The 12,713-nt window shown below is 72.5% G+C and carries 9 protein-coding genes; 6 read left to right on the forward strand and 3 right to left on the reverse strand.

Going from position 1 to position 12,713, the window contains the following annotated elements:
* Positions 1-69 precede the first annotated feature (69 nt).
* Complete coding sequence (locus tag ACIPTO_RS16555) at positions 70-1,002, forward strand: LysR family transcriptional regulator (RefSeq protein WP_401192497.1); 933 nt, start codon at positions 70-72, stop codon at positions 1,000-1,002.
* A 73-nt stretch (positions 1,003-1,075) separates the two neighbouring features.
* Here ACIPTO_RS16555 and ACIPTO_RS16560 read toward each other — a convergent pair whose 3' ends face one another.
* Both ACIPTO_RS16560 and ACIPTO_RS16565 read right to left on the reverse strand, forming a co-directional pair.
* The gene (locus ACIPTO_RS16560) at positions 1,076-2,656 is read right to left on the reverse strand and encodes an MFS transporter (RefSeq protein ID WP_401192499.1); all 1,581 of its coding nucleotides are present in this window, start codon (positions 2,654-2,656) and stop codon (positions 1,076-1,078) included.
* Between the two features lie 62 nt (positions 2,657-2,718).
* Positions 2,719-2,859 carry a hypothetical protein gene (locus ACIPTO_RS16565; RefSeq protein ID WP_366318175.1) on the reverse strand — a complete coding sequence of 47 codons (141 nt, stop codon included), beginning with the start codon at positions 2,857-2,859 and terminating at the stop codon, positions 2,719-2,721.
* A gap of 189 nt (positions 2,860-3,048) precedes the next feature.
* Here ACIPTO_RS16565 and ACIPTO_RS16570 point away from each other — a divergent pair, with 189 nt between their 5' ends.
* Positions 3,049-5,250, forward strand: coding sequence for a LuxR C-terminal-related transcriptional regulator (locus ACIPTO_RS16570; protein WP_401192502.1), 2,202 nt, complete (start codon positions 3,049-3,051; stop codon positions 5,248-5,250).
* 157 nt (positions 5,251-5,407) lie between these two features.
* On the opposite strand, the gene ACIPTO_RS16575 is transcribed toward ACIPTO_RS16570, so the two are convergent.
* Positions 5,408-8,473, reverse strand: coding sequence for a lantibiotic dehydratase (locus ACIPTO_RS16575; RefSeq protein ID WP_401192504.1), 3,066 nt, complete (start codon positions 8,471-8,473; stop codon positions 5,408-5,410).
* A 224-nt stretch (positions 8,474-8,697) separates the two neighbouring features.
* Between ACIPTO_RS16575 and ACIPTO_RS16580 the strand changes: the two genes are divergently transcribed.
* The 4 genes from ACIPTO_RS16580 to ACIPTO_RS16595 all read left to right on the forward strand — a co-directional run bounded on the left by ACIPTO_RS16580 (position 8,698) and on the right by ACIPTO_RS16595 (position 12,698).
* Positions 8,698-8,850 carry a hypothetical protein gene (locus tag ACIPTO_RS16580; protein ID WP_366318169.1) on the forward strand — a complete coding sequence of 51 codons (153 nt, stop codon included), beginning with the start codon at positions 8,698-8,700 and terminating at the stop codon, positions 8,848-8,850.
* A 61-nt stretch (positions 8,851-8,911) separates the two neighbouring features.
* Complete coding sequence (locus tag ACIPTO_RS16585) at positions 8,912-10,918, forward strand: B12-binding domain-containing radical SAM protein (protein WP_401192507.1); 2,007 nt, start codon at positions 8,912-8,914, stop codon at positions 10,916-10,918.
* Positions 10,915-11,931 (forward strand): DUF692 family multinuclear iron-containing protein, encoded by a 1,017-nt coding sequence (locus ACIPTO_RS16590; RefSeq protein WP_366318165.1) that lies wholly within the window; start codon positions 10,915-10,917, stop codon positions 11,929-11,931. Before ACIPTO_RS16585 ends, ACIPTO_RS16590 begins: the two co-directional genes overlap by 4 nt.
* Positions 11,928-12,698: a hypothetical protein gene (locus ACIPTO_RS16595; RefSeq protein ID WP_401192510.1), complete on the forward strand. Its 771-nt coding sequence runs from the start codon at positions 11,928-11,930 to the stop codon at positions 12,696-12,698. Before ACIPTO_RS16590 ends, ACIPTO_RS16595 begins: the two co-directional genes overlap by 4 nt.
* Positions 12,699-12,713 lie beyond the last annotated feature (15 nt).

The following is a 12,713-nucleotide window of genomic DNA, read 5'->3' on the forward strand; positions in this document are numbered from 1 at the left end:
CGGACAGGCTGCCGCGATCACGGCCTTCAGAGAAGCCGAAGGTTCTCCACTCAGCATTAACATTGTTGAATGCACGATCCCGGACAGCTCCGGCTGCTCGCCCTGATCGAACGCCACGGCTCCCTCGCGGCAGCCGCCCAGGCCCTCGGACTCACCCCGGCGGCCGTGACCCAGCAGGTCGCCAGAGCGGAACGGGACTGGCAGGCGCCGCTGGTCCTGCGCGGGCCGCGCGGCGCCACGCTCACCGCCGCCGGCACCCTGCTCGCCCGGCACGGCCGCGTCATCGCCGACCAACTGGACGCTGCCACGGCCGAGTTGGCGGTGCTGTTGGGCCAGTTGTCACTGCGTCTGCGGGTCGGTGCCTTCCAGGCTCCGTCACTGCACCTGCTCCCGCCCGCGCTGACCGCGCTGCGGCACCGGCATCCGGACGCCGACGTGTTCGTAGAGGATCTGTCGTCGGAACACGGCGTGGAGGAAGTCTCCGCGGGCCGGCTCGACCTCGCGGTGATCGCGTCCTGGGACACGTTCCCCGCCCCTCCCCCGCGAGTCGGCGTCCACACCCTGCTCGTCGATCCCATGGTCGTCGTGCTCCCCGATGACCATCCGCTGGCCGCCCGCCGTCCCGTCGGCACGGCGATCCGTCTGGAGGAGCTTCGCGACGACTCATGGGTCGCCATCGTGGCCGGTCACCCGGCGCGCGAGCAGTTCGACCGGGCCGCCGCCCAGACGGGTTTCACTCCTCGGATCAGGTTCCAGTCCGCCTCGTACGCCGTCGCGGAGGCGCTCGTCGGCACGGGTGTCGGTGTCGCTCTCGTCTCCCGCCTGGCCCTGACCGATGTGCCCGGCACCACCCACCGCGAACTGGCCCACCCGCACCTGCACCGCCGCATCCACGCGGTCACCGCCACCGATACCTCCCTCACGCCCCTGGTGGACGTCTTCCTGCACCTTCTGCAGGACGTGGCAGCGCACATCACCGAAGCCTGGGCGGACGAGCACTGACACGCCACGTCACATCACGTCGATCGGCACGTCATGGGCGAGAGCGCCTCACGGCGGTCAGGGCGGCCGCCGGTCAGCTCACCGACTTCTGGAGGCGGTGGTCCGTGTCCCTGTCCGGTGTCTCCACGCCGACGGTCCCGGTCCTGCCTGCCCGGCGAAGCAGCAGGGTGACGGCCACGGCGGCCAGGACCGCGGCTCCCGCACCGCTCACGAGGGCGAGGTGCATTCCGGAGGCGAAGGCGTCGCGGGCCTGCTCGATCAGCGAGGTGTTGCCCGTGGCGTCGCCCACGTGGTCGGCCGCGGCGAGGGAGGAGCGGGCCGCCTCCGCGACCGGGGCGGGAAGTCCGTCGAGGTCGAGGTCGTCGCGGTAGCCGGCGTTCAGCACGCTGCCGAGGACGGCGATGCCCAGGGCGCCGCCGAGTTCGCGGGAGAGGTCGTTCACCGCGGAGCCCACGTTCTGCAGACGGGCGGGCAGTGCGTCGGTGATGGCCGCGGTGGCCGGGGTCATGGCCAGTCCCATGCCCGCGCCGAGCGGCACGAGCCCGCCCACGACCAGCCAGTACGAGCTGCCGGCGTCGAGCCGGGCGAGCACGAGCAGGCCGGTGGCGACCAGGAGCAGGCCCACGGTCCAGGGTCCGCGGGCACCGCGCCGGGCGACCAGACGCGGGCTCAGACGGGCACTGGGAATCATCGCCGCGGACATCGGCAGCACGCTCACGGCGGCGATCAGGGCACTGTCGCCGCGCACCAGCTGGAGGTACTGCATGGCGACGAAGATGAATCCGAAGAACGCGAAGAACTGCAGCGTGATCGACAGCGATCCGGCCGCGAACGGCATGTGGCGGAACAGCCGCGGATCGAGCAGGGGGTGCGGGTGCCGCAGTTCCCAGGCGACGAAGACGGCCAGCACGGCGAGCCCGACGCCGATGCCCGCCAGGGTGCGGGCGCTGCCCCAGCCCTGTTCGGGCGCCTGGATGACCGAGTAGACCAGCGCGCCCAGCCCCGCCACGGTGAGCGCGGCCCCGACCAGGTCGAGGCGCTGCTTTCCGGGCTGTGCGGACTCGGGCACGAAGAGGTGGGTGCCGATGAAGGCGGCTCCCGCCAGGATCACGTTCAGCCAGAACACCGACCGCCACGACCACACCTCGAGCACAGCGCCGGAGGCGAGGAGTCCGAGTACCGCGCTGGCACCGGCGACCGCCGCCCAGATGCTGACGGCACGCGCCTGCTGAGCCTTGGGAACCGTGCTGGTGATCGTCGACAGCGTGGCCGGCATGACGAACGCGGCGGCCACGCCCAGGACGGCGCGGAGGGTGATCAGGACGCCCGGGTCGGTGGCGAAGGTGGCACCCAGCGAGACTCCCGCGAACCGTCCGAGCCCGACCAGCAGTGCCCGGCGACGGCCGAAGCGGTCGCCGAGGGTGGCCGCGAGCAGCAGGAAGGAGGCGAAGATCAGGCTGTAGGCATCGATGATCCACGACAGCTGGGTCTGGTTGGCGTGCGTCTCACGGGCGATGTCGGGCAGCGCCACGTTCAGCGAGGCCATCGCCGACACGACGGTCGCCAGCGCCAGGCAGGTCACGGCCAGAACCGCGCCGGGGCGCAAGGCACGCACCGGGACGGCGGCCCGGTCCGGGACGGGAGAGCTGGACATGAGGGAATCTCCTTTGAACGGAACAGGGAACGGACGGGCCTTGGGTCCCGCCCGCGCGGGGATCAGCCGGTGACGGCGTCGGGGCTGCGGCGCGGGCTGAGGCCGGGTCCGCGCTCGGCGCTCAGGGCGCCACGGGTGGCGGCGCGCAGTCCGCGGGTCAGGGATGTCTCCGGGTGTTCGGCCAAGGCGGGTTTCGTGGCCATTGCGTTTCTCCTGTCGCGAGGCCCCGGGTCCTGGCAGGAGAATTGCGCTGGACAGGGTGCTCGCGCACCTCCCCGCTCCACGGTGTACCCGGGGTGCCGGGACTGGCAGAATCGGCGCCGGGTCGCGGTGCGGGGCCGCAGGTCGGGAGCGTTGTGACATCGGACAGGCCTACGCGGCCACTGCTCACCGTGAAACAGGTGATCCCGCCGGCCCGGCCCGGCGCGGTCCCCCGGGAACGCCTGCGGCAGCAGTTGCGTGTGGCCGGCACCCGCCTGACCGTCGTGGTGGCGCCCGCCGGCTGGGGCAAGACGAGTCTGCTCAGCGGCTGGGCGTCGGACCCCGAGGAGAAGCGCCGGATCGCGTGGGTCTCGCTCGACGAGAGCGACGACGAACCCGTCCGGTTCTGGAGTTACGTCCTCACGGCGCTGCACAACGCCGGCGGCACGATCAGCACGGGTCCGCTGGAGGCGCTGGACGCGGCCGGTGTCCCTCCGGTCGACCTGGCGCTGCCGATGCTGCTGAACGAGCTGGCCGCGTCGGAGCTGCCGCACGTGCTGGTGCTCGACGACTACCACCTGCTCGGCGATCCCCGGATCCACGAGGCGGTCGAGTACCTCGTGACGTACCTGCCCGCCTCGTTGAGAATCGTGATCGCCGCACGCACGGACCCGCCGCTGCCGATCGCGCGGCTGCGCGCCCGCGGCGACCTGACCGAGCTGCGGGCGGCACAGCTGCGGTTCTCGCCCGACGAGGCCGCGGCCCTCGTGTCGGCCGTGTCAGGTCACGCCCTCGACAGCGCGACCGCGGCAGCCGTGTGGGAACGGACGGAAGGGTGGGCGGCGGGTCTGCAACTGGCCGCCCTCGCACTGCGCGCGGACCCCACGAAGGCACGCGCCGACGACCGGCATCTGCTGGACTACTTCGCGGCCGAGGTGCTGCCCGGCCTCGCGCCCGGGCAGCGGGAACTGCTCGTCAGGGCCGCGCCCCTTGAACGGCTCTCCGGCGAGCTGTGCGACGCCGCGCTGCAGACGACGGGTTCCGCCGGAGTACTGGCCGACCTGGTCAAAGAGGACCTCTTCGTGGCCGCGCTGGACGACCGGCAGCAGTGGTACCGGTGCCATCACCTGCTCCGCGACGTCCTTGCCCGCGAGGCCACCGCGGACCCGCGGGATGTGCTCAGCCATGCCGCGGACTGGTTCGCGGCGGAAGGCCGGATCGATGACGCGGTACGTCATCTGCTGCGGGCCCGCCGCGACGACGACGCCGCCGAGCTGATGCGGCGCAACGCGGAGACGTGGTTCTTTCCCCGTGGGGAGGCCGCGACGTTCCTGGAGTTCGGGCAGGAGCTGACCGACCGGGCGGTGGGCCCTGAGCTGGCGTTCGCGCTGGCCTACGCGGCGGCGCTCTGCGGCGACCGGGCGGGTGTGAACCGCTGGCTGGACGTCTGCGAGGCGCGTGGCACCTCCTCCGCCGTGGTTCCCGGCTGGCACACCTTCCGCAGTGCCGTGCTGTGCGTACGCGCGGGCTACGGCATGCCGGACTCCGAGGCCGCCCGATCCGTCGTCATGGTGCGGCAGGCGCTGCGCGAGGAAACCGAGGAGGGTGGCGCCGGCGATCCGACCGTGCGGGCGGCGCTCGGGGCCGTGCTGGGCCGTGACGGCCGCTTCGACGAAGCCGCGGACCTGCTCCTCGAGCTGTGGTCGTCACCGAGCGACCGCAGGGCGTGGCCGCCGTCGCTCGTTCTCCAGGCCGCCGGCACGCTGATGATCAGCCTGGTCGAGTCCGGCCGCGGCGACGAGTGCGATCGGGTCGTGCGCGAGGCCGGCCCGCTCGCCGATGCCGTCGAGCGCATCGGACGGGAGGCGAGCATGCCGGGGGTGGCCTCGCTGCGCATCGCCCAGGCCAGGCACCGCTACCAGAACGGGCACATGGAAGAGGCTGCCGTCCTGCTGCGGCGCGTCGTCCCCCTCGCGGAACTGCACCCGCGACCGACGGTGCTGTTCCTCGGTCTGGTGTACCTCGCCGACGCCGAACTCGCGCGCGGGGACCGGCCCGCCGCCCGCGCCGCGCTCGCGCGAGCCCGCGAGGTGGTGGACGAGGAGCCGGTGAGCACCTACGCGAGGCAGCGGCTCGAACAGAGCGAGACGCGGTTGGGCCGGGCCGGTACGCGCACCGCCGTACGCTCCGGTGTCCTCACGGAGGAACTGACCGACCGTGAGCTGTCGATCCTGCGGGCGTTGCAAGGACCGTCGACCCAGCGGGAGATCGGGGCGGCGCTGTTCCTGTCCATCAACACGATCAAGGCGTACAACAAGAGCCTCTACCGCAAGCTGGGTGTCGCCTCCCGGCATGATGCCGTCACCATCGCACGTGAACTCGGCCTGATCTGACCCCACCCCGGGTGCTCGTCCAGGGCGGGTGGTGCGCTGCCGCCCGGGTGGCGCGTTCTCTGGACGCATGGACCCTGCTCCGGGACACCGGCCACGACGTGCCGGCCTTCGAGGAGACCATGGCCTGAGGGGTGGCTGCCCGGGCGTACCGGACGCGTCACTTCGTCCGTGACGTCCAGCTCAGTGCCGCCGCCCTGGCCAGGTGCAGGTGTACGCGCTCCTCGGGAAGCCCGGGCCCGCACATGCGGACGTGGTGGAGATGCAGCAGGTCCGGCAGCAGGTCCTGCGGGGGCCGCGTCTCCGCGCCCTCAAGTGCCCTGCGGTAGACGGCGAGCGCGGCGCGCCGCGCGGTCCAGCTCGCCGCGACGCGTGCGTCCGGCACCGGAGTATGGGGGTCCCGGGGCGTGAGGGAGGTCGTCAGGGCGATGGTCTGGTCGTAGACGCTTCGGGGTGGAGGCCTTCTGTCGGTGCGGGTGTGCCCGATCAGCCAGCGCATCGCCTCCGCTTCGTCCCCCAGCAGGCCGACGGCGATGTCCACCATGCTCGCGGCGGTCACCGCGCGGGCGTCGGGGGCGCCTTGGCCGGTCTGTGCGGTCAGCTGGGCGAGGGCGGCGGCCGAGTCCGCGGCGAAGTACTCCTCGGCCGCTTCCGTCACCGCCGGGCCGCCGTGGCGTGCGGTCTGCGGATGGTAGGTCTCCAGGCTCGCGTGGCTGATCAGGCCCGCGTGCCGGAGTCTCCGGGTCCACTCGCCGACCTGCCCGACGGCCGTGCCGAGCGAACCGGGCGGGCAGTTCAGCCGGAGACGGAGGTGGTCCTCGGGGTCGTGGTGGCGGCCGAACCACCAGCGGGGCTCTCCCAACTCCCCTAACAGGGACGGAAGATGACCGGTCAGTACCGCGTCCTGCCGGTCACGGTGTCCGTGCAACCGGACGGAGAGCGGGGTGCCGCAGCCGGGGAGACGGCCGTGCTCCCGGCCGACGACGTGGCCCGTGCCACGGACCGGCGGGCGGGTCCGGTCCACGGCGACCAGAGGGATGACGATCTCGTGGGCGCGACCGCCGGTCCAGCCCAGGTCCCCGGGACTCGGTGCGGCACGGAACAGCGCCTTGCCGTGGCGCTCCAGGTGGGTACGGAGCAGGACCCGGTGCGAGGGTTGCGCCAGGTCCAGGTCCAGGCGCCGGTCCCCGTCACCCAGGTACACGTGCTCGGGCAGGTGGGCCGCGTGCCGCCATGCGGCCAGGGCGTCGTCCCACCGCGGCCATGGCGTCCGCGCGCCGGGGAGATCGTAGAGGCCGAGTGTCCAGCGGGCCGGGGACAGGACGGTGCGCCCGTGGCGGAGTGCGGGGAGGAACGGCAGGCCGGACACCGCCGGTCCCCACGAGAACCCGGTGCAGGGGACGGCCAGTGCCACGGGTGCCTCGACCAGGAACCGCGCGAGCGGATGGGTGTGCCGGGTCAGGTCCACCGCGTTCGGCAGCATGGTGTGCACCGGGCGGCGGCGGGAGACCGAGACCAGGTGCAGGTGCTCGGCGTCGGCCGTCACCGCCAGGTCCGTCACGGGCAACTGGCCGGCGTCCGGGCCGTGGTGGTCGCCCAGCGGGATCGTCCACCGCGCGATCCGAGGGGTGTGCGCGACGTTCGCCGAGCGGACGGACAACGGAGTGGTGCCGATCTGCGCGAGCAGCGCGTCCTGCTGTACGCCGGGCAGGCCGGCGTAGACGTCGGTCATCCTGCGGCGGTCGACGGCGTCGAAGAGGTGGAGGAAGCGCCCGGTGGACGTTCCGGCGGCACGGGCCACTCCCATGACATGCAGGGTGAACTCCCCTTTCCGCAGGGCGGCTTGGCTTTCGGCGTTGATCCGTACGGTCACCTCGGTGCTGGGTTGAACGGGCCTGCCCGGATTCACCGACTCCAGTTCGTCGATCGCGGTGTCGTCCAGGAGGACCTGGTGGCGGTGGCTGGTCGCCGCGGTGTACGCGAGCTTCAGCAGCCGGCTGTCGCGGGTGGTCAGTGTCGGCTCCGCCGGCTCGGCCGCCGCTCCGAGGTAGCCGGAGGGGTAGCCGAGGTACTCGACGGCGTCGAGGACGGGTACCACCGCTCCCGGGCCGTAGCGGTCGAGGAAGCGGCCGTGCCAGGCGACCCACGCGGGGCTCAGCGCGGTCCGTGGTGCCAGGCGGGTGAGCACGGCGGCGGCCGACGCGGCCTCCTCGGCCACCGCGTCCGGGATCACGAGGTCCCAGTCCAGGCGCAGGTCGAGGGCGAGCGCGGGTTTCGCGGCGGGACACAGTCGTGCCATCGCGGCCAAGGCCTGCGCGCGTTCGGCGCGTGCTCCCTCCGGGGTGGAGATGGCGTCGTCGTGCCGTCTCAGGGCCGTCGCGACCTCGCGCAGTCCGTTGGCGTCGGCCGCGGGCAGGTGCCGTACCTGGGCGAGCAGGGTGGCGATCGGGTCGGAGGCCATGACCGCGGGACGCAGAGCGGTGACCAGGAATCGCTGTCGTACGAGGTTCGCGAGCAGGCTCTCGATTCCGCTGGCCGAGGCGGCGGGGAAGTCGGCGGAGAGTCGCTCGGCGAGAACCGCCCACGGAACCGGTGTCCGCGCGCCGTCCATGGCACGGCGGACCGGCCCGGTCGCGCGGATCCCCACGTGTGCGGGGACACCGTCGGCCGTGCCGCTGGAGCGGTACTCGATCATCAGGCGTCCGTCGCGCTCGAACGCGAGGCCGGAGGCGAGCAGCGTCAAATGGGGCCGGAGCGCGCGGTGTTCCTCCAGCCGGTCGACCAGGGCCGTGGTCCACAGCGCGTCCGGTCTGGTGACCGTCCGGTGCGCGACTCTCGTTCGCAGCAGGAGAGTTGGCCCGATGCGGGCGGCCTGGACACCGGCGAACAGGCCGAACGGAGTGGCACGTGAGCGGGCACGCAGCAGATAGCGCAGTACCGAGAGCACCGCGCGCCGCACGGCGGGTTCCGGCACCGGCTCCCCGGCGCATATCTGCTGGACCCGGCTCGCCAGGTCCGGGCTGGAGAACGCGACGGCGGTGGCGAACTCGGCCGTCCGCCAGACCTGTTGAAGCCAGGTCCGCCAGGGTTCCGGGTGCGCGGACGGGCCGGTCAGGTCCGGCCTGACCGTCCGGTGGTCGGGATGCCGGACAGCCGCCCGGACCACGGCCGCGTCGACATGGCGGTACAAACAACCCTCCAGCAGCACGGCGGTGTTGTCCGTCATCTTTCCGAACCGCCCGGTGGAGAGGGCGATTACGCGCCATGGTCATGAGGGCGGCTGCTGCGCCACCCGGTCGCCGGAGCGTGTTCATGAGGCGCTGACCTGGCTGGATGTCGTCCTGCGCGAACGACGACGTATGGGCTGTTGATGAGCGCCCCGCGTGACTAACGTGAGCGCCCACACGGCAAGCAGCACGTTCCCATCACCTTCACGAAGGGGAGAAACCCATGACTGCTGCATCTCCTGAGAAGCTGGTCGACGAGGAGTTCGGGGATCTCGAAGAACTCCAGGTGATCGACTCCAGCGAGCTGAAGCTCGGCGCGGCGTACCACACGTACACCTACATCGCGGCGGAGAGCACCGAGGACATCCCCGAGTAGGACGCGCGGGAGCCAAGGCAACTCTCCGACGGACGGGCCCGGTGGGACGAGGAGGTGGGTCGTGCCGTCCAGCAAGTCGGCGGACCGCACCCGCACCGACGTCCTGTTGCTCTTCCCGCCGCAGACCGAGGCCAGGTTCTTCCCGTATCTGAGCCTGCCGTACCTGACCGGCCATCTGCGCCGCCGGGGTCGGCGGGTGCACCAGGCCGACCTGAACATCGCCGTGCTCCATGAACTGCTGCGCCGTCCCGCCCTGTTGGACGACGCGGTCCGTGCCCAGGACACGGGCGACGACGGTACGGCCGTGAGCGACTGGTACCGCCGGGCGGTGGCCGACGTGTTCGCCGCGCACATCGGGGACCTGCGGGCCCACGTCCTGCGCAAGGAGCCGGTCGGCGAGCTGGGCGCCGACCGTGCGGTCCGGCTCGCCGGCCTGGCTCTCGAACTCCTGGTCCGCGACACCTTCTTGGTACGGACGTGGGAGAACCTCGGCCAGCTCGACGACGCCGCACGCCGGGTGGCAGCCCGGCCGCCCGCCGCGTCCGACGTACCGCTGGCATCGCTGCACCGCCTGCTGACCGCTCTGCTCCGCGGCCATCGCCCCCGGGTGGTCGGCCTGTCGGTGGCGTTCTTCAGCCAGCTCGCGCCCGCACTGCTGATCGCCGCCTGGGTGCGGCGGCTGGCGCCCGACACCAGGATCTGTCTGGGCGGTCAGCAGGTGATGCTCCGCCACGACACCCTCGCCCGGCTGCCCGGCGTCCTGGAATCGGTCGACGCGCTGTGCCCGACCGCCGGTGAGGAACCGCTCGAACGCTGGCTGGACGCGCTCGACGGGACGGTACCGCTCACCACCGTGCCCGGCATGACCTGGCTGGCACGCTCCGGGGCCGGCTCGCGCACGGGGCCCCCGGTGACCCTGCGCTTCCGCGACCTCGGACCACCCGACTTCACCGGCCTGCCGTACCGCTCCTACCTCAACGACGCCCTGGAGCTGGCGATCGTCTCGTGCGTCGGCTGCTACTGGGGACGCTGCGCGTTCTGCTCGTACGGCAACAGGGCTCTCCCGCAAGGGAGTTACCAGCAGGGCACCGCGAACCAGATCGCCGACGCGGTGGAGACGGTGGTCCGCGCGACGGGCACCCGGTACCTGTCGGTCGCGGACGAGAACACCAACCTGCGGCTGATCCACAGAGCGATGCGCACGGTACGCGAACGCGGCGTCCGGATCCGGTTCGGTGTGCGCAGCCGGCTCGAATCCGCCCTGGCCGACCGGGAGTTCTGCCTCGAACTCGCCGCGGCCGGCTGCGCGATGATCTCGGTCGGCTACGAAGGCACCTCGCAGCGCCTGCTGGACCGCATGGACCGGGGCGTGCGCGCGGCCGACTACCAGCGGATCCTCGACAACCTCGACGCGGCGGGCATCACCGTCCGGTTCACCGTGATGGGCCAGGTCCTGGACGAGACTCCGGACGAGTTCGAGGCGTCCCTGCGGTTCCTCGTCGACAACGAACGGCACATCGGCATCGACGCGCTGGAGCTGATGGTCGCGGAACCCGGCAGCAGACTCGTGGACAGCCCGGAGGAGTACGGACTCGCCCTCGACACCGCGGACCTCCTCGCGGGCAACCCCGAACTCAGCTACCTGGCCGGACGGGTCGGCCACCCCCTGTCCGTCCGCGGCGGCCCCACCCGCACCGAGGCACTGGACCGGCTGAAGCGGATCTTCCACAGCGTCAGACCCGGCCGTACACGCGCCTCGACGTCGTCGCACCCCGCCCCGGACAGCCCTCGCGGACCCGGCGTCGCGGCCCTGCGCCCGCGCGCGTGGGTACGCGTGATGCCCACGTCCGCCGACGACCGCGCCGCCGACCGCGTCACCCTCGCCGACCTCGTCCGGGAACGGTTCTACGCACTCCCCCGCGCCGACGTCGAACAGCGCGACGGCCTGCTCACGGCCCGCACCGCACGCGGCCGCCGGCTGCTGGCCCGCCTGGCCGACGCGGGGGCGGGCACCGCCGACCCGGAACGTCCAGCACGCCCGGCCCCCTCAGCCAGGAGCTCGTCATGACGCAACCGCCGCGCACCACACCCGGCGGCGCCCGCACGGCCACCGCCACCGAGGCCCCGCACCGGATGGGCCTGGGGGTCCTGATGGACATGCCGTGGGGTGGCGGACGCCTCGGCAGGCGCGGCATCGGATTCGTGGAGAGCGACGACGGCGGCGGAGACCTCACCGACCGGGTCCGCGCCTTCCTGCACCGCCACGGCGGCGACTTCGCGTACTCGGCCCTCGCGTTCCAGCCGCGCTCACGCGCCCGCGTACGGCCGTCCGACTACGTGCGCGCCTACGACCGCTTCTTCGAGGCGGTGCCCGCCGGATCGGCCCGCGCCTTCCACCAGACCGAGCTGAACATGGGCACGCCCGAGCGCTACGACCGCCGTCCGGCCGCCGAGTTCACCAACGAACTGGCCGCCCGCTACGGCTTCTCCTGGGTGGTCGAGGACCTGGGCATCTGGAGCCTGCGCGGCATACCGATGCCCTATCCGCTCCCGCCGCCGCTGACCGAGCCGGGCCTGGAGATCGCCACCCGGAACGCGGCGGAGGCGGCCCGGCTGCTCGAACCGCCGCTGCACGTCGAGTTCCCCGGCTTCACGGAGGGCGGCTCCTTCGTCCTGGGACACATGGACGCCTTCGAGTACTTCGCCCGGCTGGCGGACGACGCCGACGTACGGGTGACGCTCGACGTCGGCCATCTGCTCAGCTACCAGTGGCTGAGAGGACGTACCGGAAAGAGCATGTACGACGGGATCGAGGCCCTGCCCCTGACGCGGTGCCGCGAACTGCACCTGTCCGGCTGCCAGATCGTGGGCGGCAAGTTCCGCGACCTGCACCACGGCGTCCTGCTGGACGAGCAGTTGGAGCTCACCGAATATCTGCTGCCGCGCTGCCCGAACCTCCTCGGGGTGTCCTACGAGGACCCGATGTACCGCGAGGACGGGCAGTTGGTCGAGAAGTCCCGGCACAACTACGCGCGGCTGCGGGAGTTGGTCGCCGTGTGGCAGCGCGGGGAGGCCGGGTGACCGCGGTGGAGCCGGGCGCGTCGCTGGACGGCGAGCGGCTGACGGACCTGCTCATGCGGTTGCTGCTGGACGCCGACCTGCGGGCCCGGCTCGCCGACGAGGGCGCCGAGGCCGTGGCGGCGGACCCCGGCGAACTGGAGTGCCTGGCCTCCGTCGACCTGGCCGAACTGGACACCACCGCGCGGCGGTTGCGCTCCCAGGTCTGGCGGCCCGGCAGTGGCGGCAGCCTCGCGACCACGTTCCCGCGCAGCCTGCGGCTGCTCCAGGACACCGGCGCCACGGAGTCCGACCTGCTCACCGGCTTCCTCGGCTCCCCGCACTTCGCCCGGTTCCGGCTGATCCCCTACACCGCCCCGGGGTTGTCGGTGGAGGAGGCGTTCGCGTCCTACCTGCTGGAGGGCGCCGGGGCACGCGCGCCGCGCGACACCGTGACCCACGAGCTGATGATCGCCCTGTTCACCGCGCTGACGTGCGAGCAACCCCTGTCGTTCGTGATCGAGTCGGAGGGGATCATCCCCACCGAGCGCGGCCACGCGGCCGTGCGTACGTATGCGGCGTCGTCCGTGGCCCTGTGGGGAGCCGCCACCGGCGGGACCCCCTCCGCGGACGCCCAGGCCGCGGACGAGGCGCACTACGCGTACTTCACCACGCCCGCCGGACTGGCTCACGGCGTGGTGTCCGGGCGGGTGGCGGAGGCATTCGCGGCCGAACCGTCGGACCGGCGCGAGACCGCGCGGCGGGCGCTGGACCGCCGCGGACTGTGGTGACGGGGAGAGGATGCG

Origin of the sequence: Streptomyces sp. NPDC090083, from assembly GCF_044747445.1 — a bacterium.
In the GTDB taxonomy this organism is placed as follows: Bacteria; Actinomycetota; Actinomycetes; order Streptomycetales; family Streptomycetaceae; genus Streptomyces.

Coding starts and splice junctions, on each gene's coding strand:
- ACIPTO_RS16555 (WP_401192497.1), top strand. CDS start 70: ATGCACGATCCCGGACAGCTCCGGCTGCTCGCCCTGATCGAACGCCAC.
- ACIPTO_RS16560 (WP_401192499.1), bottom strand. CDS start 2,656: ATGTCCAGCTCTCCCGTCCCGGACCGGGCCGCCGTCCCGGTGCGTGCC.
- ACIPTO_RS16565 (WP_366318175.1), bottom strand. CDS start 2,859: ATGGCCACGAAACCCGCCTTGGCCGAACACCCGGAGACATCCCTGACC.
- ACIPTO_RS16575 (WP_401192504.1), bottom strand. CDS start 8,473: ATGACGGACAACACCGCCGTGCTGCTGGAGGGTTGTTTGTACCGCCAT.
- ACIPTO_RS16580 (WP_366318169.1), top strand. CDS start 8,698: ATGACTGCTGCATCTCCTGAGAAGCTGGTCGACGAGGAGTTCGGGGAT.
- ACIPTO_RS16590 (WP_366318165.1), top strand. CDS start 10,915: ATGACGCAACCGCCGCGCACCACACCCGGCGGCGCCCGCACGGCCACC.